General features: G+C 35.8%; 19 protein-coding genes and 2 pseudogenes. 8 read left to right on the top strand and 13 right to left on the bottom strand.

Annotation, left to right across the window (positions count from 1 at the left end; genetic code table 11):
• The first annotated feature begins 143 nt into the window (after window positions 1–143).
• Window positions 144–515 carry a helix-turn-helix transcriptional regulator gene (locus GIY83_RS04675; protein WP_208685153.1) on the top strand — a complete coding sequence of 124 codons (372 nt, stop codon included), beginning with the start codon at window positions 144–146 and terminating at the stop codon, window positions 513–515.
• A gap of 725 nt (window positions 516–1,240) precedes the next feature.
• Here the strand turns inward: GIY83_RS04675 and GIY83_RS04680 are convergent.
• The 3 genes from GIY83_RS04680 to GIY83_RS04690 all read right to left on the bottom strand — a co-directional run bounded on the left by GIY83_RS04680 (window position 1,241) and on the right by GIY83_RS04690 (window position 6,214).
• The gene (locus tag GIY83_RS04680) at window positions 1,241–3,685 is read right to left on the bottom strand and encodes a TonB-dependent receptor (protein WP_208685155.1); all 2,445 of its coding nucleotides are present in this window, start codon (window positions 3,683–3,685) and stop codon (window positions 1,241–1,243) included.
• Between the two features lie 292 nt (window positions 3,686–3,977).
• Complete coding sequence (locus GIY83_RS04685) at window positions 3,978–4,571, bottom strand: hypothetical protein (protein ID WP_208685157.1); 594 nt, start codon at window positions 4,569–4,571, stop codon at window positions 3,978–3,980.
• 635 nt (window positions 4,572–5,206) lie between these two features.
• Window positions 5,207–6,214 (bottom strand): NAD-dependent epimerase/dehydratase family protein, encoded by a 1,008-nt coding sequence (locus GIY83_RS04690; protein ID WP_208685159.1) that lies wholly within the window; start codon window positions 6,212–6,214, stop codon window positions 5,207–5,209.
• 572 nt (window positions 6,215–6,786) lie between these two features.
• On the opposite strand from GIY83_RS04690, the gene GIY83_RS04695 reads away from it, so the two are divergent.
• From GIY83_RS04695 to GIY83_RS04705, 3 genes are all read left to right on the top strand, one after another.
• Window positions 6,787–7,929 carry an FIST signal transduction protein gene (locus tag GIY83_RS04695; RefSeq protein WP_208685161.1) on the top strand — a complete coding sequence of 381 codons (1,143 nt, stop codon included), beginning with the start codon at window positions 6,787–6,789 and terminating at the stop codon, window positions 7,927–7,929.
• 2 nt (window positions 7,930–7,931) lie between these two features.
• Entirely contained in the window at window positions 7,932–10,592 is a 2,661-nt protein-coding gene (locus GIY83_RS04700) for a PAS domain S-box protein (protein WP_208685163.1), read from the top strand.
• 94 nt (window positions 10,593–10,686) lie between these two features.
• On the top strand, window positions 10,687–11,739 hold the full coding sequence (locus GIY83_RS04705; protein WP_208685165.1) for an alpha/beta hydrolase: 1,053 nt from the start codon (window positions 10,687–10,689) through the stop codon (window positions 11,737–11,739).
• Between the two features lie 70 nt (window positions 11,740–11,809).
• On the opposite strand, the gene GIY83_RS04710 is transcribed toward GIY83_RS04705, so the two are convergent.
• The 7 genes and pseudogenes from GIY83_RS04710 to GIY83_RS04740 all read right to left on the bottom strand — a co-directional run bounded on the left by GIY83_RS04710 (window position 11,810) and on the right by GIY83_RS04740 (window position 16,387).
• On the bottom strand, window positions 11,810–12,289 hold the full coding sequence (locus GIY83_RS04710) for a hypothetical protein (RefSeq protein WP_208685167.1): 480 nt from the start codon (window positions 12,287–12,289) through the stop codon (window positions 11,810–11,812).
• Window positions 12,290–12,378: 89 nt separating this feature from the next.
• Window positions 12,379–13,563: a DUF3570 domain-containing protein gene (locus tag GIY83_RS04715; protein ID WP_208685169.1), complete on the bottom strand. Its 1,185-nt coding sequence runs from the start codon at window positions 13,561–13,563 to the stop codon at window positions 12,379–12,381.
• An 18-nt stretch (window positions 13,564–13,581) separates the two neighbouring features.
• A pseudogene (locus GIY83_RS04720) lies at window positions 13,582–13,815 on the bottom strand (DUF4266 domain-containing protein).
• Window positions 13,812–14,705, bottom strand: coding sequence for an FAD:protein FMN transferase (locus GIY83_RS04725; protein WP_208685171.1), 894 nt, complete (start codon window positions 14,703–14,705; stop codon window positions 13,812–13,814). The pseudogene GIY83_RS04720 and the gene GIY83_RS04725 overlap by 4 nt, the downstream one beginning before the upstream one ends.
• A 40-nt stretch (window positions 14,706–14,745) precedes the next feature.
• On the bottom strand, window positions 14,746–15,180 hold the full coding sequence (locus GIY83_RS04730) for a thioredoxin family protein (protein ID WP_208685173.1): 435 nt from the start codon (window positions 15,178–15,180) through the stop codon (window positions 14,746–14,748).
• Window positions 15,181–15,293: 113 nt separating this feature from the next.
• A pseudogene (locus tag GIY83_RS04735) lies at window positions 15,294–15,982 on the bottom strand (VIT family protein).
• A 9-nt stretch (window positions 15,983–15,991) separates the two neighbouring features.
• A complete protein-coding gene (locus GIY83_RS04740) occupies window positions 15,992–16,387 on the bottom strand; it encodes a hypothetical protein (RefSeq protein ID WP_208685175.1) in 396 nt (131 codons plus the stop codon).
• Window positions 16,388–16,574: 187 nt separating this feature from the next.
• On the opposite strand from GIY83_RS04740, the gene GIY83_RS04745 reads away from it, so the two are divergent.
• Window positions 16,575–17,003 (top strand): hypothetical protein, encoded by a 429-nt coding sequence (locus tag GIY83_RS04745; protein ID WP_208685177.1) that lies wholly within the window; start codon window positions 16,575–16,577, stop codon window positions 17,001–17,003.
• A 348-nt stretch (window positions 17,004–17,351) separates the two neighbouring features.
• On the opposite strand, the gene GIY83_RS04750 is transcribed toward GIY83_RS04745, so the two are convergent.
• A complete protein-coding gene (locus GIY83_RS04750; protein WP_208685179.1) occupies window positions 17,352–17,816 on the bottom strand; it encodes a hypothetical protein in 465 nt (154 codons plus the stop codon).
• A 529-nt stretch (window positions 17,817–18,345) separates the two neighbouring features.
• On the opposite strand from GIY83_RS04750, the gene GIY83_RS04755 reads away from it, so the two are divergent.
• The 3 genes from GIY83_RS04755 to xseB all read left to right on the top strand — a co-directional run bounded on the left by GIY83_RS04755 (window position 18,346) and on the right by xseB (window position 20,347).
• Window positions 18,346–18,603, top strand: coding sequence for a hypothetical protein (locus tag GIY83_RS04755; protein ID WP_194620062.1), 258 nt, complete (start codon window positions 18,346–18,348; stop codon window positions 18,601–18,603).
• A gap of 123 nt (window positions 18,604–18,726) precedes the next feature.
• Window positions 18,727–20,163, top strand: coding sequence for an exodeoxyribonuclease VII large subunit (gene xseA, locus GIY83_RS04760; protein WP_208685185.1), 1,437 nt, complete (start codon window positions 18,727–18,729; stop codon window positions 20,161–20,163).
• Window positions 20,141–20,347, top strand: coding sequence for an exodeoxyribonuclease VII small subunit (gene xseB / locus GIY83_RS04765; protein ID WP_208685187.1), 207 nt, complete (start codon window positions 20,141–20,143; stop codon window positions 20,345–20,347). The genes xseA and xseB overlap by 23 nt, the downstream gene beginning before the upstream one ends.
• Before the next feature lie 862 nt (window positions 20,348–21,209).
• On the opposite strand, the gene GIY83_RS04770 is transcribed toward xseB, so the two are convergent.
• Window positions 21,210–21,539 (bottom strand): DUF1508 domain-containing protein, encoded by a 330-nt coding sequence (locus tag GIY83_RS04770; RefSeq protein WP_208685189.1) that lies wholly within the window; start codon window positions 21,537–21,539, stop codon window positions 21,210–21,212.
• 327 nt (window positions 21,540–21,866) lie between these two features.
• Entirely contained in the window at window positions 21,867–22,406 is a 540-nt protein-coding gene (locus tag GIY83_RS04775; protein WP_208685191.1) for an NAD(P)-binding domain-containing protein, read from the bottom strand.
• Between the last annotated feature and the right edge of the window lie 10 nt (window positions 22,407–22,416).

Genomic DNA, 22,416 nt, shown 5'->3' on the forward strand with positions numbered 1-22,416 from the left:
AAACAGGACATTTATTGCCTGATGAGGGGCTAGGGGAGCAAGCTTTTGGCCACTCGCGGCTCTTTGCACTGCTATGCAGGGTTATTTTATGAATTTGCGCTAGATGATGTAGTTTGAAATGTAAACTTATAAAACCAATTCAAATGCCGGGAAAAATAAACGAAAATATAAAAAGCATCAGGGAACTCAAAGACTACACCCAGGAATATATGGCCTTAAGACTTAATATTACCCAGGCGGGCTATAGTAAAATTGAAAAAGGCACCATAGCGCTGAGTTGCGATAAATTAGAAGAGATCGTCTCTATATTTGAAATGGATCTCATTAGCATTATAGGCTTTGAAAGGGGACTTTATTTTAAGAGCGATTGCCTAAAGTCCAAGTCACCTGTAGGGCAGGATAATCTTTCTAATATTGAGGTGCTCTACAGGGATAAAATTGCCCTTCTGGAGAGACTCCTAGATCAAACCGATAGGGAACTTAAAACTTATAAGGATAGATATGGAGGTCTTTAAATATTGTCTTTTGCAGGTTTTCTCTAAGTCATCCCGCTGAGGATAAAAAAGCCAGCAATAGCTCAGTGTAAGGGGTGTTGAAATGTTTCTAGGCAAGCAAAGACTTGATAACTAAATGGTTTTGCTTTGCTTATGATGGACATTATTGTTAATTATTACCCTGAGTTATATTTTATATCCTCAGCAAGAGCCTTATAAGGACAAAGTGCCGTAGTATTGCAAAGTGGGCTTCACTTTTTCTATACATCGGAAAAGGTTTTGGGATTTGCCCTATTTTAAGTTTGATAGGAGAAGTTAATAATATAATAAAATCAATTGTATGGTTAACCCTGGTTCGGATTTGATTTTAATTGGCATTGCTCTTGCCTACGGATACTATGTCACGATGATAAAAAAGAACAAAAGGTAGCTGGATTACATCCTTACCCTTTAATAGAACAGATAGAAGCATAAAATGGAAGATTATGTTTTTATGGACAGCCGTCTTGTATTTCATGCAAGGCGGTTTTTTTGGGCTATGCCGTTCTTTTTTCTGATCCGTTTTGTTTTTGGATATACCAGGGGTAAGGCATAATTCTTTCTGATACCCCATTACAATTAAATTCCGCTGTGGGAAATAATCCTGAGAGTTTGCCTAATTCATTACCTGGGTAACCCCTTAAGGGTTGCCATAAAAAAAACATTAGCCCGGAGAGAACCGGGCTAATACTGCAATAAAGCATGTGCTAAAATGAGTATCCTAAGGTCAAGAGCCAGTTGGAAGGCGCACCAGGAAACAAACGGATATAATCGTAACCTCCAACCCAGTAGGTTTTATTGGTTAGGTTGTTTGCGTTGAGCTGAATTTTAAATTTATTGATATTGTAGTACAAGGCTGCGTTATACAAGGTGTAACCCGGAATGGTCTGCGTTATTGTCTGGCTTAAATTACGTGTGGTAACAAAATTGGTTCCAAAACCAAGACCAAAATCTTTTAAAGCGCCATCTGTAAAGTTATAACGTGTCCAGACATTTCCTTGTTGTTTTGGTGTATTTGGTTTTTGCCTGTCTATCTCAGATGCTTCAGGACTCTCTGTAATAGCTGCTTGATTGTATGAGTAAGCCGCAGAAATACTCCAGTTACGTGTAATACTTCCGTTTACATCAATTTCAATACCTTTTGATTCTTCCTCTCCAATAGCTCTCATCAAGTCTGGGTTTATAGCATCGTTTGCCGGGTATAGCGTGTTTTTCTGCTGAATTTTAAATAAAGCCATAGTGACAAAGAGTTTTTCCTTAAACCATGACGATTTTCCTCCAAACTCCACCATATTGCTCTCTAAGGGATTAAAAGGGCCTCCCGCATTTGGGTTTGATAAAGAAGAGGCTGTCTGTGGATTGTATCCCTTTACGTAAGTTGCGTATAAATTAATGTTTGGGTTAAGGGTGTAGGTAAGTCCAAAACGAGGAAGGAAAGAATGTTGTTTTACTTTCTTTTCTGTTGCTTTTTTATAATTTTCCTTATCGGTATACTCATCGTAACGAATTCCAATTAAAGCCTGAAAAGCGCCAAATTTAATATTATCCTGAAGATAAATTCCGTACAATGAATAATAAGTTGGGTCAAAGGGACGAGCTGAATAAAAATATTTGCTCATGTCTTTTAACTGCTGTGATGCTGATGGATTTGTCAGGTCAAAGTGCGCCACATTGGGAACTGGATTTCCTTTTGAATCCAGTAGGTAAAGATTCTTTTTTGCCGGATCATAACTAGCAATCGATCCGTTATTTGCCGCATTTCTATAACCAGTTGCCTGTAATTGAGAACCTCCTGAGGGAACCTGCTCCTGGGCATAATCATAACCTGCAATTAAATTATGATCCAAAGCTCCCGTTTTGGCCTGATATTTAAAGAAAGCAGAAAGATTATCGATATAACGTTTACGTTTACGCTGGAAAACCTGCATTTCAATTGCAGTTGGGATAGTAGATCCATCCCCGGCAGATGCATATTTATTAGCGCCACGGTGTTCGAGAAGATCTTCGGTATAACCGGTACGAATGTAAGAAGCCGAAAACGATAAACGATCTGTAAACTGGTGATTTAATGAAGTGGTAACAATATAGGTTTCTTCATTTAAATAATCATTGGTAGAATTCAGTGAGTTGGAAGTTTTAGTGGAGAATAAATTATTCTCATAGGTGGATTGTCCGCGGTCCAAGATACTTTTGGAACCCGTGTAAATCAAGTCAAAGTTTACACTTGTTTTATCATTTGGAAGAAACGAGAGGGAAGGAGCAATGACAATATTTTTATCGAATTGTAAATCTCTAAATGAATTTGCATTTTCATAGCCTAAATTCAAACGGTATAAAAGGGACTTGTCTTCGGTTAATGGCCCGGTGAAATCGGCTAAAGCTCTTAGGGTGTTGAAACTTCCTGTAGAAAAACTTACGCTGTTTGCGGGCTGATCCAAAGGCTTTTTAGTGACTCTGTTTAAAACTCCTCCCGGAGATGCATTACCAAACAAAGCCGATGAAGGGCCTTTTAAAACTTCAACACGCTCCAGGTAATTGGCAAGGGGTTGTTTCCAGAATCCGGTAGAGGTTCTCATTCCGTTGAGCAGCTGGGTATTGCTTCCTCCGTTAATTCTAAATCCTCGAATCGAAATATCATCATAAAAAGTAAACTGGCTAACCCCGCTGAAGTTTTTTACTATTTCGCCTACCCGGATCGAACCCTGGTCTGCGATTAACTCTTTTGTTGCGTATGAAACAGCTTGCGGAAGATCTTTTAAAGCGATTTCGGTTTTGGCCCCAATAAAAGATTTGGTGTTCTTGTATGATTTCTCTTTTCGTCCGGTAATCTCTACAGTCTGTAAAGTATTGATGTTTTCCTCTAAAACAATGGAAAGGTCCAGATTTTCACCCTCATGGAGTTCAAGAGTTTTTTGCTGAACAGAAAAACCCATTGCAGAGAAATATAGCGTATAATTTCCTGGTGCGAGGTTGGTGAATTCAAAGTTTCCTTTCTCATCAGAGGTAGTATTTTTTTTAAGGCTTTTAATAGATACAGAAGCATAAGATATAGCTTCATTATTCTGCGAGACGATCTTTCCTGTAATTGTAGCATTTTGCGCCTGGCTAAGGTTAAGAAAAGCCAACAGCAAAAATAAGTAAGTGAATTTCATGGCGGTTATTTATATTTTAGGCTGCAAATTTATATTTATTTAGATTAAATACAAATTAAAATAAACAAAATTACTCATTGATCCAGATGCTTCCCAAATTTTTGCAGTACTTCTTTTATTTACTGGAATCTCCCGTATACCAATATAATTTCCACAATAAAACGGGATTATTTAGATACTGGAAATGGTAATAACTTCATTTTTCATGGTAAGGGTTTACGCACTCGTGTGACTGAAAGTAAGATTAATTTTAAATTTTATAAGACAAATTCAGAATGAGACAATTTAAATTTCAGGAATTATTTAAATTTAAGAAATCTAAAACTTTTGGGGAAACTCTCAAATCAGATCTAAACTTTAAAATACCCTTTATGAAATGTGTTTTTAATTCTTTTGCATTGCCTATTGAAAATGAAGTATTAAATATAAGGGCTTTATAAAGTATTGTTTGGGTAGAGGGATCGAAATAATAGACACAAATATCATCTGCTACATCTTCACCCTGAGATAAAACAACATCATAATTCTTTAGATCGGGATTTGGGTATAATGACTTAAAAGTTAGGGATTCAATGATTGTCTCATCATTACAATGATGCAAACCATTTTGATCAACTATTACTTTGATGATTTTGTTTTTTCGGTTAATAATTATATCCTTTAAAACGAAATACACCAAAAAAGATAAGAGAACAACTGCTAGCACCAGAGAAGAAATTTTAAATTCGGCAGATAATTTTCTAGATTCAATAATAATTATCTCCAAATTAATTATTGCAAAAATTGTAGTTACAAAAATAAATACTCCTACTGCCTTTGCTATAAAAGTTGTTTTTTTTGATTTTAATGATTCTATCTTTGAAAACTCATTATTGTGAAAATCCATTTTTTATCAGAAGTGAGAAATGAAACATTAGAGTTGTTGGATCAAATTTAAGAAAGATAAATTTATTTTTTAGTTTTTTGGCATTCTCTCGCCTCTAAAGTTAAGTTTTATATTTTTTAATTAATCAATATCAAAACTCATTAAAATGGGAAGTCTCTATTCCCGGAGGTAGTAAATTCAAATCTTGAAGAGATAATTGAAAATATGTGCAGGTCAGGTTGATCCACTAAAGAGAGCAACATTGGGTGTATAAGTCTAGAGGATTAATGCAAGATACATGAAAAAAAAGCAGATTATTTGGAAATAGTTGCAGAATGTATGAGACCTATATTACAAATAAAACATAAAGATCTATTGGTAATTTGTTAAATATTTTTAGTAGTAAATTATTTTTTTTTGTATTTTAGTATGTGATATTTTTAAGAAGATATAGTTTCTGGATTTTTTATGGTGAAATTTATAGAAACTAAATAGTAGCTTCTTAAAATACTAATTGCTAAAAAGATGCACCGGAGTGATGCATCTTTTTTTGTACCATTCCAACAGTGGCAAAATTGGAAAGACAGATTCTTTAAGTATTGTTTAGTTGCAACTTGCACAAAATCCATATTAATCACATAGTGGTCTTACCGGTTTTAATGGTTTTTGTTTTCTTGTAAATACAACATGGCTTCTTTGACTGCTTGTATGGAGTTTTTTGGATTAAAACCCAACTCAGTCCTTGCTTTTGAGATGTCGAAGTTTTGTTGAAGTCCTGAAAACATGGCGATATCTTTTACACTCAATAAAGGAGCTTTTCCATTGATCTTACTGCCAATTTCCATAAACCAGGCAATTATAAATAATATTGGCTTTGGAACTGCCATAGGAAGTTTTATTTTCAAATCCGGAAATAACTCGCGGGCCAGTTGTGTTGTTTCTTTTATGGAAATACATTTTTCATTTGCCAAGATATAACGTTCGCCATTTTTTCCTTTTCTTGCCGCTAGATAACAACCTTGAGCAACGTCTTTTACATCGATCCAATTTAAAGTGATGTTAGTCTCAACAGGTATTTGCTTTTCAAGAATTAAAGAAATAATATTATAAGAAACACTTAAAGGTTTGAAAGCCGTACTGCCAATCATTGCAGATGGTAAAACGGCAACCAATTCTATATTATGCTTTCTAGCCAATTCAAAAGCTAGTTTTTCCCCGTCATTTTTTGAATTGTAGTACATATCCCTACGGTCAGGATTCTGTCCATAACTTTCTTTAGTGGGGAGCTTGGAATAATTTAAAGCTGCAATAGAACTTACGTACACAATTCTCTTTACGCCTGCTTCTGCTGCGGCTTCAACAATATTTTTTGTGCCTAGAATATTGACATCATAAATTTCTTTTTTGGGGTCTTTGGCCCAAAGTTTAAAGACCGCTCCAACTGCGTAAAATGTTTCGACACCTTGCAGGGCGTTTACTAAGGACTGTTTGTCGGAAATATCAGATTCTACGACTTCACAATTTAAACCAGTAAAGGGTTCTTTATTTTTGATGTTGCGAACCGAAGCTCTTACCGGGATGCCTTTGTTGATAAGTAATCTTACTAGGTTGTTGCCAAGATGCCCATTTGCTCCTGTAACTAATGCTAAATTTTTCTGTGCCATTTTATTTGTTTTTATTACGGCACAAAATTGGGAGATGATTTTTTTAAAATACTTCGCAAATGTTACTTAATTATTTGCTTTCTAATTCTGCTCAAACTCTTTGGGTTCATTCCTAAATCAAGCAATGTATGGAAGAGGAACATTATAAAGGAGAATAATAGAGCACAGTTGCTTTTAGACGGTTTTAATTTTATCATATTTTGGATGCACTTAATCTTACAATTTTAAATACCGATATAGTTAAGAATTCAGTAGTAGCACAAATGATTTGTTTTGATGTATTGAAACTTCCTAATTTTTTCAAAAAGTGCTATATGTCATGTAATGCATCTGTTTTGTAATACTTTGAAAAAAAGTAAAAATTTCTTTTCTATACAATAATTCTTTTTAAAATAAAATATGTAGGATTTTTTTTGTAGTTTGGTGTGGCTAAAAACCTAAAAGGTTACAGATGAAATATTTAAAAAAATATCAATAATGAAGATGTACTAAAAACAGCAAAACAACTAGATATCGGAAAATCTATAATTTGTAATCCAATGCAATCCAGTCAAACTAAAAAAAAAAATTAGATGAAAACAGCTACAGTTTTATTTGAAAATAATTCTTTTGTAAGAGAATTGAATGATGATAATTTAGATTTCGTTGATTTGGACTTAGTATTAGGTTTTGGTGCAAGAGATTTGTTATCAGACCAGAAGATTTTCAATGAGCTAAAAAATAAATTTCCATCTTCAGAATTGGTTCTGTGTTCTTCAGCGGGAGAAATTTATCAAGATGAAGTTTTAGATAATACTATATCTCTCACGGCAATTAAATTTTCTTCAACAAAAATTAAAACTTGTGAAGTTGATATAGCAGATTTCCAAAACAGTTTCCTGGCAGGTTCTTCTTTAATTAAGAAATTTGATCAACAACATTTAAAATTGGTACTGGTACTCTCAGACGGGGGGAAAGTAAATGGAAGTGAGTTAGTTAATGGAATGAACGCAGTAAAAAAAGAAGAAGTATTAATCGTTGGAGGGCTGGCAGGTGATGCCGCAAAATTTGAAAAAACACTCGTTGGATTAAATGAAACCCCACAACAGGGCAAAATTGTCGCTATAGGTTTTTACGGTGCAAAACTATTGGTGTCTCACGGATCTTTAGGGGGATGGGAAAGCTTTGGATTGGAGCGGATTGTGACTAAGTCAGAAAGTAATGTTTTATATGAAATCGATGGGAAAAATGTACTGGATCTCTATAAAATTTATTTAGGAAAGTATGCAGAAGAATTACCAGGCTCGGCATTACTCTTTCCATTGTCAATCAAAATTGATGGAGTTGACGAGCCGGTTGTCAGAACTATTTTATCCATAGATGAATCCAATCAGACCATGACCTTTGCAGGTGATGTACCCAAAGGGAGTAAAGTACGCTTTATGAAAGCCAATTTTGACAGATTAATAGATGCGGCAAGTCAGGCTGCTGCTTGCTGTTTGGAGTTAAATAGTTTTAATCCAAAATTAGCTCTTTTAATTAGCTGTGTTGGACGAAAGCTAATTCTGGGATCCAGAATTGATGAAGAGGTTGAGGCTGTTTCAGAGATTTTCGGAGACAAAACAACTATTTCAGGTTTTTACTCTTACGGAGAAATTTCGCCTTTGAAACCATATGGTGAGTGTATACTTCACAACCAGACCATGACTATTACCTGTATTAATGAAATAGACTAGTTATGGATCTTCATAAACTTTTACAGAGACAAATAAATAAAAATGTACCTGCCGAGCTTCAGGATAATCCATCTTTTCAATCCTTTATAAAAACGGTTAATGATTCTTATTTATCTTTTGAAAGAGATAAGGATTTAATGGACCATTCTTTTAAGGAAAGCGAAAAGGAATACAACGATGTACATGAGAATTTAAAGAAAGAATATGAATTAAAACAACACTCTATTTTAAATCTTTATGAAAGCCTTACCCAGTTAGATCAGGGATACGGATCCATAAATGAAGAAGAAAAAAATGATCTTCTCTTTATTTCAAAATATATCAGTGAACAAATTACTAAAAGAAAGCAAATCGAGAAAAAGTTATTTGAAACCGTCCAGTTTTTAAAGACATTATTAGGCAATTTACAGTCAGGAATCTTAGTGGTAGATAATAATGATAGTATCTTATTTGTAAATCAGCATTTATGCGATATGCGCAATATTTCTGCTTCTCCCGATGAAATGATTGGCAAAAAAGCCAATGAATACATAAGTGATACCCAGGTATTGTTTAAAGATTCTAAAGTGTATAGAAAAAGAATTGAGGAAATTTTAATTGGCAAAGAAATCATTACAGGTGAAATACTTGAAACAATAGACAATCGTTTTTTTGAAAGGGATTACATTCCTATTTTCATCGAAAAGGAGTGTATTGGGCATCTTTGGAAGTCTACTGATGTAACCCAAAGAATTAAAAGCAAAAATTTACTCAAACAAAGTGAAGAGCGTAATCGTATTATTATGAACTCCTCACTAAATGCCATTGTTACTATTGATAATACCGGAAAGATAACTTTTTGGAACAATCAGGCGCAAACTATTTTTGGATGGAGAAAAGAAGAGGTTCTGGGTAAAACATTAAATGAAACTATAATTCCTAAGCGACATAAAAAAGGGCATCAGGATGGTCTTAAATATTATAGTAAAACAGGCAAAGGACCGGTTTTAAACAAACAAATAGAGCTGCCAGCAGTTAATAATATTGGACATGAATTTCCTATAGAGATTTCCATTATACCCCTGGAGCAAAATGGGGAGGTATTTTTTTGCTCTTTTATACAGGATATCTCAGAGCGAAAAAAAACAGAAACAAAACTAAAGTTTCAAGAAGAAAAATATCGCAATATTATTGCTAACATGAATTTAGGGCTTATTGAGGTTGACAACAATGAAATAATTCAATTCGCCAATCAAAGTTTTGCCGACATATCAGGATTTGAAATTGAGGAATTAATTGGTTTGAATCCTTCTAAAACATTTGTATTTGGAGAGAATATTGAAAAATTAAAATCTAAGAATAAATTACGGAAAAAAGGAGTATCGGATGTCTATCAAATTCCGGTAAAAAATAAAACAGGAGAGTTAAGATGGTGGGCCATTGGTGGTGCGCCCAATTATGACGATAAAGGTAAACTAGTGGGATCTATCGGGATTCACCTAGACATTACCGAGCAAAAACAAATGGAAATTGAACTTGAGAATGAAAAACTCAAGGCAGAACAAGCTTCCAGGGCAAAAGAAGCATTTTTGGCCAATATGAGTCATGAAATACGTACTCCCCTTAATGGTATAATTGGTTTTTTAAGGGAACTGGAGCGACAAAACTTAACAGAGCTGCAAAAAAAATATGTGGAGAACAGTTCTCTAGCTTCAAGGCATTTATTGTCTATTATCAATAATATATTGGATATCTCTAAAATTGAGGCAGGAGAAATGTCACTTGAAGTAGAGGATTTTGTTTTTGATAATGTGATAGGCAATGTGATAAATGTCCTTGAGCCATTAGCAAAGAAAAAAGGATTAAAACTAATAAAACAAATTTCCACAGATGTTCACGATGTCTTAAAAGGAGACATCTTAAGATTAGAGCAAATATTATTTAATCTGGTTGGCAACTCTTTGAAGTTTACCCATAAAGGTAAAATATTTTTAAAATGTGAAGTATTAAAAGATACTAAAGCCAGTCAGAGATTGCAAATTTCTGTTGTGGATACTGGAATAGGAATGCAACAAAGCTATGCTGAGAACATTTTTAATAAATTTTCTCAGGAGGATAAAGAAATTACACGAAAATTTGGCGGTACTGGCCTGGGTATGACCATTACTAAGGAACTAATCCAGTTAATGAACGGGAAGATAAAAGTTCAAAGCGAGAAAGGCATTGGTACCACCATTAGTTTTATTATTGATTTGCAAAAAGGAAACATCCATAATATTAAAAAAGTTCAAGAGGAAATTAATGTAGATATTTCAGGTATTAATGTTTTACTGGTCGAGGATAGTAGTATTAACAGGATGGTAGCCATTAATTCACTTCATTATTTTAATTGTGTTGTAACCGAGGCAGTCAACGGTATTCAAGCCATTGAAATTCTAAAACTTAAAAGCTTTGATATCATATTAATGGATGTACAAATGCCTGAAATGGATGGTATAGAAGCTACCATTAAAATCAGGGAAGAATTGAAATTACAAACCCCTATAATTGCCCTTACTGCCAGTGCTTTTAAAAGCGAATTTGATAAATGTAAAAATGCAGGTATGGATGATTATATTACAAAGCCTTTTGAAGAGTTTGATCTTATTGAAACCATTTCAAGGTATACCATAAAGAGGAATTGATAAATGATGCTACAAAGAAAAAAATGAGAAATTCTGTGATTAAACCATTTTAAAGAAAAGCAGTCTTATTAAAATAATCTTAAAATGCGTGAGAATGAAATCCCCAATTTTACTTTTAATCTCTTTTTTTCTATTATTATCCTGCTCAAAGCATGACCCAGATGATTCAAATCAAGATGCTGCTTTTATAGATGATGATTTGGCAGGACCTATTTCAAGGCCAAAAACCGGATATGGTTCGGATGGTAATTATCAAGTAGCAAAAATTAGTTTTCCAAGCCCTTTATATAGTGGCAAAAATGTTGAAATTTTTTACCCAAAAGGAATAATTTCACCAAAACCTGTTATTTTTTATTCGCATCCTTATGCAGGAGAACAAAGCGAGTATAATATAGGATTGTATGAGTTTATTTCAAAGAAAGGATATGTTGTGGTATTTGCACCTTACCCAACCACAGGGGTTACAGTAGAAGAAAGATACGATACCCTATGGCAAAGTTTTAAAAAAGCAGTGAGGGATTATCCTGAAATAATTGATACAAAAAAAGTAGGCTTCATGGGGCATTCATTTGGCGCCGGAGCTTGTTTTGCATTAGCGCACAGGGGCTTTCTAGATGAAGGCTGGGGAGAGAACGGACGTTTTATCTTTGCAATGGCACAATGGTTTTCATATGAAATTACGCCCGCAGAATTACAGAGTTTTCCAGAGAATACAAAACTAATCACCCAAGTCTATAACGATGATACAACCAATGATCACAGACTGGCAATTGATATTTTTAAAAATATAAATATTCCCAATACTGAAAAAGATTTTATTTTAATAAAAAAATCAGTTTTACCCACATTTACCTATACGGCAGAGCATAATCTTCCCAATACGCAAAGCTCCTATGATGCATATGATTATTATGGGATTTACAGATTACTTGATGCAATGATTGATTATAGTTTTAATGGAAATGCAGCGGCCAAAAATGTAGCACTTGGAAATGGATCTAAAGAGCAGGTAACCATGCCAAGTTATAACGGGCAGGTGTTATCGCCCTTGGAAATAACCGATAATCCTTCTGCCTTATATCCACAGAGTAAATATTCTTTTCAGTGTGGTGCATTAAATAATCCCAGAATTGCAAATTGTAATTAAAGCTTTGGATATCCAATGGATATTTAAGTGTAACATAAAAAAAAGAGGCTCTTTTTGAGCCTCTTTTGGATTAATGTTTCCCATTTCCTTTTCCTTTACCATGTCCATTATGGTTTCCATTATCGTGGTGGGGATTCTCTTTGCCTTGTTTGTTATTTCCTCTACCAGGCTTTTGACCAATTGTTTTTTGAGGCTTACCTTTATAACCTTTTGCGTATTTTACTCTATGGGTTTTAAAATTGTCATAAGGTCTCTCTCCTCTGTAATCGGTTAAGACCACTTTGTATTCGCTGTAAAGATCATAGTTTCTGTAAGCAGAAGGCAGTGATCTGGTTCTGACCCATCTTCCGTTATTCAAATAAACATAGTTTGATGTATTTACATCATAATAAGTTTCCAGGTCAGGCAGGTAATAATATCGAACATCTGTATAACCAACCGGTCCCCATGACGGTGGCGTACCTATGTTAACATTGACAGATACCTGAGCTTGAGAGTAACTAAAAGAAAGGAACAGAACTCCGATCAAAAAATATTTTAAGGTTTTCATAATTTCATTTTTTTAATTCATAACTGTTTTTATAATAAAACAAGAAACGTGCCTAAATTTTCAAACACCAATAACTTGTTGATTTTGTGTTATTTGTATTTGATATTAATGCTGATAATATCCGAGGTCATATTGGTTGTTCTGGTATAATGACCGTAGCGAATCTCTAGAGTATTCCAGTGTTTCAGGCCAAATATTCCGTTAAGGGGCGTGAATTTCATTCCCATTCCAAAGAAACTGCTATCAAATTTTGATAAATCATAATTACTGGTGTAGTACTCATCGGATGCTGTGTGTTCACCGTAAGGTTTAAAATACTTGGTTCCGCTCTGGGTATAATACCTGTAGAAGGGACTTATAGAAAATGTCTGAGTTAATTTTACAGGGATTTCAAGATCGGCGGTATGCGCTTTGAGACTCCAGTTGTCAGTGTAATACCTGTAGTAAGCTCTAATAATCACATTATCCCCTAAAAAGTAGCTGGCTCTGATTCCCAGTGGAATTTTAAGTCTTGTATCGGGCATTTTCTCCTGATGTACAGATCCGTCTGTAAAATACACCCTGTGAAAGGGAAGGCTCAGATAGCCATTTTGACTAATGAGATCCCCGACAAGTAGTACTTGCAGATTTTTGTTTACTACCTGAGAATAGCTCAGAGTTCCGGCAAAAGTATTTCTATTGGCACTATCATAACCTCCACTTCCCAGGGCACGAAGCTCAACGGGTTCAATTAATTTTAACTGATCGATAAAGGTTTGGAATTTAGCGGTAAATTCTCCGTTTCTGTCTTTGGTTTTTTGCGAGAAACTAATATTTCCTCCAAAAGACTGATAGTCAAACTCTGTTGATGATGAAACTCCAATTCCAATAGTTCGTCCTTTGGCTTCGTTTTCTCTGATATAGGTCAAAGAAGGATAGAAACGATTATCGGAAGACGAAGCAGATGAGTTGGCGCTCAGATCAATCATATCTGAGGATGCAGAGGTATAATGATCAATACCGGCTTCAATGTCAAAGGTATGCTTGATTCCTGTCTCTGCGTACTTGACCAGTTTAACATCGATGGTATTGGCAATATCAGTTAAATGCTCAGAACCAATTCCGCCTGTAACGGCTGAGTTATCCCCGTTTTGTTTGTAATAACTCGAGACCAAATTTACCTCTTCGAGTTTTAATTTTTTGCTTTTATAACCAGTAGAATCAGTAGGAACATTTTGAGCTTTTAGTTGAAACAATCCCAGCAAAGCAAGTCCTGTTATGAATATTCTTTTCATTTTAGAATAGGATGAAAATTAGTTACAGCCGCAGCCACCGCCGCTTTTTCCTGAATTGGCTCCGGAAGCTCCCTCTCGGTAGGATTGAAAACTGAGTTATGTCTTTTCGATTTTCCTGTTGGAGAGTACCATTTCAGAATCGTTGATTTTTCCTTTCTGGTATTCTTTTACCGAAGTACACGAGGTGAGTAGAATGCCTGTAAAAGCAATGCTACAAAATAATAGGAGCGCTTTTTGTTTTGGCTTTTTCATTTCAGGTTGATGTTTTTTGAAGTGTAAATTTTGTTGTTATCATCTATTATTATGCAATATAGATCTGGTATCTGATCTATTAAAAACAAGCCAGCCTTAATACCCATAACGGCAATTGGAGTAGCCATTGCATCTGCAAATTCTGCATTTGAAGCCATAATGGTCACGCTTTTTATTCCAGTTATCGGCAGTCCTGTTTTTGGGTCAATGGTATGGGAATATTTTTTTCCCTTGATGGTTATAAACTTTTCATAATTGCCTGAGGTTGCCACTGCTTTATTGGATATTTCCATATAGGAGAATGCCGCATTTGGAGTATCGGGATTGGCCACGCCAATGGTCCACTTTTTGCCATCAGGCTGTAATCCCCATGCAGAGAGATCTCCGCTGGCATTGATAATACCGCTCTGCACATTGTTTTCTAGCAATACTTGTTTGGCCATCTCCGCAGCATACCCTTTTCCGATTCCGCCAAAACCAATCCGCATTCCTTTTTCTTTTAAAAATACCCTTGTGTTTTCTTTGTCCAAAATGATATTGCGGTAATTGATAAGGTGTACCATTCTCAGCGCCATTTCGGGATCAGGTAATTGGGTCATTGATTTGTCAAAATTCCAAAGGCTTTTATCGATGCTGCCGTATGAAATATCAAAAGCTCCTTGCGTAATTCTGGAAATTCCAATACATCTTTCAATAAGATTAAAAACCTCGGGGTCTACTTTAACAGGCCCAATTCCTGCATTCTGGTTAATGAGATTGGTCTGGCTGTCGGCTTTATAAGTGGTCAGCAGTTTTTCAATGCGTCTGATCTCCTCAATGGCAAGATGGATATTCTTATTTGCTGTTTTCTGGTTTTCAGCCACAACAGTAATGGTAAAGTTGTTGCCCATGAGTTTTAGGGACTCAGAGTACTTTTTATTTTTTAATATGTTATTTTCGGCTCTCACAGATCGCTTTTATCTCGGCAGTCCACTCATCGGGTGTAGTTTGAGGTTTTCCGTGCCAGGTTTTAAGAACTTTTCCATCGGCATCAAGAAGCAAGGTTAGGGGAAAACTACCCTCTTTGTTATAAATTTCGGCTAAATCCTCGTTTCGCTTTACCTGCTGGGGCGTTCCTATGTTTTTCTTTTTTCTTGGAAAATCAGCATTAACCAGTACCAGATTCTCATTGGCCATCTCTGTGAATGCCGGACTTTCAAGATAATCTCTACGCGTTACAATACAAGGCCCACACCAGTCTGAACCCGAGAAGTTTAGCAGGATTAATTCGTGCTTTTCCTTTGCCAATTTTTTGGCAGTATTAAAGTCAGGTTCCCAATTGATGGGAAGCACTGTCATTAAAAGGAACATTGTAATTAGTTTCATTTCGAAGTGTTCTTTTTAGATACTTACGAAATAACGAATTGTTAGGGATCTTATTTTTTTTAATTGCTTAAGATTCGATTAATATTAGGATGCAATAAAATTCAGGACATATTTTAAGTAGTCTGAACACCAAAAAGATAACCAACCACTGCCGAGGTTGCCATGGCAAGAGTGCCCAGATGCAAATGCGCAATACTGCTTTTAGTATTTTTGATCCGCCTGCCTTTGCGGCTAATATTCCTGAGAATGCCAGAAAAAGTATTGAAAAGCCATATTGATAGAACACCATTTGTTTTAGAGGAGCAAAGATCGCCACCAAAAGAGGCAATAAACCTCCAATAATAAAGGAAACTGCCGATGCAAAAGCGGCAGTTAGAGGATTTGCCTGGGTAATTTCATTAATACCCAGTTCATCGCGCGCATGGGCTTCAAGAGCATCATGAGCGGTTAATTCGATAGCAACTTGTCGGGCTAGTTCTTTATTTAATCCTCTTTGAATATAAATATCGGTTAGTTCTTCGAGTTCTTCTCCCGGAAGGGTTTCAAGAGCGAATTTTTCTCTTTTTAAATCAGCAGTTTCAACATCAGACTGCGAACTTACCGATACATATTCACCCGCGGCCATAGAAAGCGCACCGGCCACCAAACCGGCCACTGCGGCCAATACAACAGGCTCTCTTGTAACACTTGCTGCTGCCACGCCAATAACTAAGCTGGTGGTGGATAAAATCCCGTCGTTAGCCCCCAGAACAGCAGCTCTTAGCCATCCGCTTCTGTTGATGTAATGGTTTTCAATGTGCATACTGCTATTTTATATTAGTTTAATCCAATTCGGATCTTCAGCGTTTTTTGGAACGCCTCCAAAATTTGTTCTGAGCAATTCCCTAATTTGAAATTGTGTTTTATTGCGGGTTGTGTTTTTCCAATCCTTAAAATCATAAATATGAATCTGCTCTGCATTTGGATTTACAGTAAAGTAGATTCGTGCTATTGATTCGTTGTATTTTTTGACCTGATCTAAAATATTTCGGCTCGGTACCACAATTAGTATGTTTTCCCAATTCAGGTAATCACTAGCGATATCATTTCTTTCATCTAATCCCAGCGATTCGAAAAAGGCTTTTATTTTTTGATCGTTTAATTGATCAATTTTTTTATCTATATTTTTAAGAGTATCCTCTAAGGCCTCTTTATTACTAAGATTCATTTTTATAGTTTATAGTTCTAAATAAAATTACTCTAAAATACCTTGAGTTATAAAAGCAATGCCAGTAGAATGATTCTAAATGTAATAACGGATTATTTTTCAGTATTAAATTACAGTAAATTAGTAGTGGAAATATAAGATTTTAACTAAGTTTTTAAGAAATAATGATTATCAATCAGACTCATTAATGTACACTCTAAATACACAACTGACTTATTTTAATTACGGTGTTAATTCTGAAAGATTAATTGTAAATCTTAAATGGTATAAACTTGAGATGTTTAGTAATTTGAGCCTGCAGGGACTTTGTTTTACGGGTGAAGAACTTGAAGAATTTAAGGGATTCATAGATCAAAATACACTTAATTTTCCGGGTTCTTATTTTGTTGAGCAAACAAACGCAAGTGGTGTTGATTTACTTGTGACTAATGATTTGTCTCAAAGTGCATTTCCATATTATCTTATTTTATCCAAAAATCCAAAATTAAACCAGGGAAATTCGATTTATCAAGCAGAAAATATTACCCTGATGGATGAAAATTATAAATACACTATTGACTATCCATTAGATTTTGATCTGATTGGTAAAATTGAAATTTTTAAAAGCGTGAAATAAGGTATATAAAAATAAAAAGATTAAATACTTGGAGATGATTAAGGGGGTAATGGTCTAATTTACTTATTGTTATAAAATATACTTTTGTGCCCAGATCCGTGCGCGTAGTTTTACCTGTTTTTGCAATTGTAGTGGATTGGCAAGTAGTTGGTGCTCTTTGGAGTGTCCTTTTATGTGTTTTACCTTACTTAAAAGCCCTGTCGATTTATAATTTTGGTTGTGCTATTTCTCACCGATGACTTTGGCCACCCATAGTGCTCCTTATGATTTTTAATATCACATTGATCTTTTTTAGGCGGCCATAATCAAGCTATCTGGTGTTTTTTCTAACCAAAGCCATTACCTATCTTATTGTCTTTTGGTAGCTGGTATGGAGGGTGTGGATTTTTGCGCGCCTTCTTCTCTGGTCAAGACTTTAGCAGTGGATGCAGTAGCAGAGGCATTAACGGTCTGAGAAGTTTTCTGTATTTTACCTTTATTCTCTTTTGGATACCTGGCTAGGTGTGATTTGTGATCCTTGTAAGGTTCATTTCCATTATAGTCATTTATAATTACTTTGTAACCGTTATAAAGATTGTAGTTTTTATATCGGGCAGGTAATGTTTTCTCAGCGAGCCATTTGCCATTTTTGGCGGAGATAAAATTACTCTTTTCAATATCATAGTAGGTATCGATATCGGGCAGATAGTAATATCTGAAATAACTGCTGCTAATTGGTCCCCAGTCAGGACGGACAGCTGATTTTGTAACAGCAGGTTTTTGTCCGTAAGAGATAATGCTTGTTAAGAAAAAGCATAAAATTAATTTTCTCATAATTGTATTGTTTTAAGTGGTTTATAAGGCTAAATTATAGACAAATATTCAAGTGATGTATTCTATTATACCAATTGATCAATAGTCTCGACTAATAACTCTTTTATCCCGATTACGACAATTTTTCCTATGTGCTACTCAATATGTATTTCTTGAAATTTAGTTATAAGCTTTATAATGAGATAATAAAGGCTAGGGTCTGTTAAGTAGGAACAAAGTTCTTGTGAAAGACACTATTTTGCATGAACCAAAGTAAAGTCAAGAAAGTTTTTCTCTTTTTAGCCCAATTGAATAAAATTTTTAATCTTTCGTGTTTTTATCACAGCGCCCCGTTATTGCTGTTTTGATTTTTATTAATTTAGGTGTCTAAATAATGACAAGCAGCGAGATTCTCTTTTGATTGAGTTTATCGGGGGTAAACTTCAGACAAAGTGAAGACAGGGCGCATGATCAGTGAAAGAAAAAGATTATCTTTCTGTTTTAAATTTTAATAATAGTAGTTTACACAATACAACAAATACCCAATACCATGGATAAAACTATACAGCTTCGCGTGAGAAAACAAATCGACAATAGCCGTGAGCTTAAGGTATTAAAACTAAAAGGAACCTTAATCTCCAAAGGCTTTACCCAGATTATCCACATTGCCGATCAGGATGAGGATTTTTATCTTAATTCATTTTCAACCTCGCCCGATTGTAAAAAACAGGCCGAAGATTTTGTACTGGACTATATCTCTAGCCATGATCTTGGCGATACCATTTCGCTTCTTAGCCCCGTGAAGTAATTTGCAGGGGAGAGAATACTGATGAGAATTATTTTTTAAAGTCAACCAATTATAACCAATTATCGAATCCTATTTATCTTTAGGATACGCTCAATTAAGGAACATTTTAGTTCGCTGCTTTTTATGGGACCCCAAAAACATATCAAACTCTCGGAGCTCAACAGCAAGATCAGCGATGCCCTAACCGACCGGTTTAAAGGGCAGACTTTTTGGGTGGTGGCCGATATTACCAATCACTCTTATAAGGCCCAGAAAAAGATCCATTACTTTGAGCTGGTAGAGAAAGGCACTACCTCCAACAGCATTGTGGCTAAAATTATCGGCAAGGCCTGGGGGGCAGGATCGATGCATCTTTCTGATTTTGAAAAAAATACAGGACAGCGCTTTACCAATAACATCAATGTACTTGTGCTGGTCAGTGTGGACTATCATCCCTTGTTTGGCCTCTCGCTAAATGTTTTGGATATTGATACCAATTTTACCCTTGGCATCCTGGAGCAACAGCGCAATGCGACCCTTAAAAGACTTGTGGATGAAAATGATTTTATTGCAAAAAAAGAAGAGCAGTATATCACCACAAACAACCAGCTACAACTAAGGGCGGTGATTCAAAGAGTAGCAGTGCTCTCAGGGATCAACTCGGCCGGGCATGAGGATTTCAAACATACCCTTGAGCATAATGACTTTGGTTATGTATTTCAAATTGATGATTATCCTACCATTGTCCAGGGAGATAATAATGCCAAGGTTTTCCTTGGTAAACTAATTGAAATATACAATAGCGGGATTCCCTATGATGCTGTGGTAATTACAAGGGGCGGAGGGGCGCAATCGGATTTTTTGATCTTTGACAATTATAATATTGGAAGAGCCGTGGCTAAGTTTCCAATTCCGATAATCACTGGAATCGGGCACCAGAAAAATGTAAGTATAACCGATCTGATGGCCCATACCCATACCAAGACCCCCACTAAAGCCGCTGAGTTTATCATTGCCCATAACCGCAGTTTTGAGCAAAGTATTCTCTTGCTTCAAAAAAATATTGTCATTAAATCCCAGCAGCTATTTCTTTTGAACTATCAAAATCTTTCAAGACTGAAAAGTACTATTTCCAATAGTGCCAGAGAGATGATCTCTGTCCATAAAGATGCCTTGGGAGCTATTAACCAAAACACCATTAACAGCTCCAAATCAATCCTGTACCAGAAGCATCGCCATTTGGTGAGTCTCTCGCATCAGATTGCAGGGAAGCCCAGGATTATTCTCTACAACAGGATCAATGATATTGAAAATACCATCAGTAATTTAAAAACATTCACCAATCAGTATCTTCGCAATCAAAGTACATACCTGGGACATTACAGGGCGAGTATGCAGATGATCTCCCCTGAGAATATCCTTAAAAAAGGATATGCCATAGTGAGGGTCAATGAGAAGATCATCAGTAATGCCGATACAATAGACATAGGAGATACCATTGATGTGGTACTCTCCGATACAATTTTAAAAACCACCGTGAGGGAAAAAACAAAATACAATGGAAGAGAAACTCACTTATGAGGCGGCATATGCCGAGCTTGCAGCAATTGCAAAGGAAATAGAGAATGAGACCATTTCGGTTGACGCCCTGGCCACAAAGGTCAAGAGGGCTTCTGAGCTTATTGATTTTTGCCAGAGTAAACTCAAATCAACCGAGAGCGAGGTCAACAAGATTATCAGCCAGATGGAAAATCCATCAAGCTAATATTACTCCGGGGATAATAATTGGACTGTTTGATGCGTTATTTTGCTATATACTCCGATATAAAATACAATATCGGGCTCTGGACCCGGTATTGGAATTATAAGCCTATAACCTATATAGATATGCCCATAGCAGATTGCTTTATGGGCATATTTTATTATCTATTCTAATGCAGCATTATTCTTCTCAATAACCCCTTCAAAAAAAAGCTTTTTAAATACTTTACTGTACGACTAGTATTTTTTAGCTCAGGAAAAAGACCTTTCCTCTCTATTGCGTTTACTCTTGTTGGGCTTTGGTAGTATCTGAAAGATTGCGCTTTACGTGCTGATAAAAATCCTTAAGGTGCCACAGGGCCGGACACAGCTCAGGGGGACCATTAAAATTGCGTATCCCTATGTAGCAGCTTTCCAAAAAAAGCTTTGAATTGCTAATTTTGGCCCATGGTTTCCATTGTACCTGCTCAGGTGGTGGCGTGCTTTCAAAATAGCGTTTTATTTCTTCGTGACTCATGGGGCAAAAATAGGCAAAATCCCAATATTAGTCAAGGATTGGACCGCTTTAAGAGCGTGGAATTGTACTGGTTTTTTATCTTTTTTTCACTGGTCTGGATATAAGGGAATTATTGATAGGCATATGAAAGCAATACCTCTTAATGAATCATAGAGTAGGTTGTGATAGCAAGCAGACTTTTAAAGATTTAAATAGCGCTTGTCTTTTTTTTTGCCCGTTGATCTTTTTTTAGTAGGGGAGTTCTTTTTGAAAAGGATAATTCTCAGATCAGCAATCTTAAATTATAAAAGCCAGTTCAAAGACAAGATTTTTTTATTGTTTTTCATCAGTATTATTTAATAGATAAATCTTAGCTCTGATCCTCTACAGGGGCAAATGGTGCAATTTTCTTCACCCTTGTGATCGCCTGTTCGCGAGAGAGGTTCGTGGAATACTTTTTACTAATGGCTATGGCTTTTCCACTGGCTGATTTGAGATAAAAGTAGAGTTCCCAGTCCACGGTTGTTTTTTTCTGGAATTTCCCGGAGTCCTTTGCAAAGGTCCTTAATTTTTCGATGAGCCTCTTGCAGCTGATCTTGGTGAGATGCTCTTCACTGCTGAGCAAAATCTGCCCTGCCTTTGATCTCAATTGAACCTGAAACTTTCCACACTGCTTTTTGGTAATTACAAATTTTTCCATGTCAATATGATTTGAGGTTATCAGTATTGGGTAGGTTGTAGTTATAAAAAGAGGGAAGATAAATGTACGAAAAAAATGAAGTATTTCAACGTGATAAAAAATGACGCAGATAGGCAAGATCCTTTGTAAATTAAGTCAAAAGGAGAAGATGTGAATAATTATCCATTCCAGCCAGGTAAAATCAAGAGGCCGTCTTGGACTCTCTAAGCCTTTGCTGTTTTCTTTTTCATAAGTCTGGTTTTGCAGTAAGGACTTATCGCGTGAGTTTTGATCTATAAAATAAATTTGTCAGTGCGCGATAATTATCGGGGCCTTTTACATCTTTTTTTAAGTGTTGAGTTTTTTTAAATCGGTGAGCTCAATTGGGGTAAAATTCAGGGTGTCTAGATAAGATTTGACATTCTTTTTTACTTTGTGATTCTCTGTGGTAAAAAAGATTTTGGTACGATCCTTACTTTGATATTTGGATCCTGTAAGGCAGTGCAAGGGATTGAAGAGCTTTACAATAAAGCAATCCGGCAGCAGTGAGGCAACAAGGTCACTTGATGAGGGACCTGAGGCAATATCGAGAATCTCATTGAGATTAAAAATAGGATTGTTGGTGTGCAGTATAATTTTTCCTTTCATATCGGGAAGGGCTCTGAGCGCATTTTCAAGATCCTCCCGATTTAAAAATAATATGATAAGCTCTGCCTGGGCGGCCTTCTCCATAGGGACAAGTTTAACATCTTTGCCTATATGGCAAGTTAGTTCTTTTAAAACATTAGTGCCCCGGGGATTGCTAATGAGCACCTCATATCCAAAGAGGGCAGAGCGGGTGGCTAGTTCCAAAGTAATGTTTCCAATTCCTATTATGCCTATTTTCATAACGTTAATT

Origin of the sequence: Flavobacterium sp. SLB02 (genome assembly GCF_009664855.1) — a bacterium.
In the GTDB taxonomy this organism is placed as follows: Bacteria; Bacteroidota; Bacteroidia; order Flavobacteriales; family Flavobacteriaceae; genus Flavobacterium.

Excerpts from the sequence above, each read along its gene's own strand:
- GIY83_RS04675 (WP_208685153.1), top strand. The coding sequence starts at position 144 with ATGCCGGGAAAAATAAACGAAAATATAAAAAGCATCAGGGAACTCAAA.
- GIY83_RS04680 (WP_208685155.1), bottom strand. The coding sequence starts at position 3,685 with ATGAAATTCACTTACTTATTTTTGCTGTTGGCTTTTCTTAACCTTAGC.
- GIY83_RS04685 (WP_208685157.1), bottom strand. The coding sequence starts at position 4,571 with ATGGATTTTCACAATAATGAGTTTTCAAAGATAGAATCATTAAAATCA.
- GIY83_RS04690 (WP_208685159.1), bottom strand. The coding sequence starts at position 6,214 with ATGGCACAGAAAAATTTAGCATTAGTTACAGGAGCAAATGGGCATCTT.
- GIY83_RS04695 (WP_208685161.1), top strand. The coding sequence starts at position 6,787 with ATGAAAACAGCTACAGTTTTATTTGAAAATAATTCTTTTGTAAGAGAA.
- GIY83_RS04700 (WP_208685163.1), top strand. The coding sequence starts at position 7,932 with ATGGATCTTCATAAACTTTTACAGAGACAAATAAATAAAAATGTACCT.
- GIY83_RS04705 (WP_208685165.1), top strand. The coding sequence starts at position 10,687 with ATGAAATCCCCAATTTTACTTTTAATCTCTTTTTTTCTATTATTATCC.
- GIY83_RS04710 (WP_208685167.1), bottom strand. The coding sequence starts at position 12,289 with ATGAAAACCTTAAAATATTTTTTGATCGGAGTTCTGTTCCTTTCTTTT.
- GIY83_RS04715 (WP_208685169.1), bottom strand. The coding sequence starts at position 13,563 with ATGAAAAGAATATTCATAACAGGACTTGCTTTGCTGGGATTGTTTCAA.
- GIY83_RS04725 (WP_208685171.1), bottom strand. The coding sequence starts at position 14,705 with ATGGGCAACAACTTTACCATTACTGTTGTGGCTGAAAACCAGAAAACA.
- GIY83_RS04730 (WP_208685173.1), bottom strand. The coding sequence starts at position 15,180 with ATGAAACTAATTACAATGTTCCTTTTAATGACAGTGCTTCCCATCAAT.
- GIY83_RS04740 (WP_208685175.1), bottom strand. The coding sequence starts at position 16,387 with ATGAATCTTAGTAATAAAGAGGCCTTAGAGGATACTCTTAAAAATATA.
- GIY83_RS04745 (WP_208685177.1), top strand. The coding sequence starts at position 16,575 with ATGTACACTCTAAATACACAACTGACTTATTTTAATTACGGTGTTAAT.
- GIY83_RS04750 (WP_208685179.1), bottom strand. The coding sequence starts at position 17,816 with ATGAGAAAATTAATTTTATGCTTTTTCTTAACAAGCATTATCTCTTAC.
- GIY83_RS04755 (WP_194620062.1), top strand. The coding sequence starts at position 18,346 with ATGGATAAAACTATACAGCTTCGCGTGAGAAAACAAATCGACAATAGC.
- xseA (WP_208685185.1), top strand. The coding sequence starts at position 18,727 with ATGGGACCCCAAAAACATATCAAACTCTCGGAGCTCAACAGCAAGATC.
- xseB (WP_208685187.1), top strand. The coding sequence starts at position 20,141 with ATGGAAGAGAAACTCACTTATGAGGCGGCATATGCCGAGCTTGCAGCA.
- GIY83_RS04770 (WP_208685189.1), bottom strand. The coding sequence starts at position 21,539 with ATGGAAAAATTTGTAATTACCAAAAAGCAGTGTGGAAAGTTTCAGGTT.
- GIY83_RS04775 (WP_208685191.1), bottom strand. The coding sequence starts at position 22,406 with ATGAAAATAGGCATAATAGGAATTGGAAACATTACTTTGGAACTAGCC.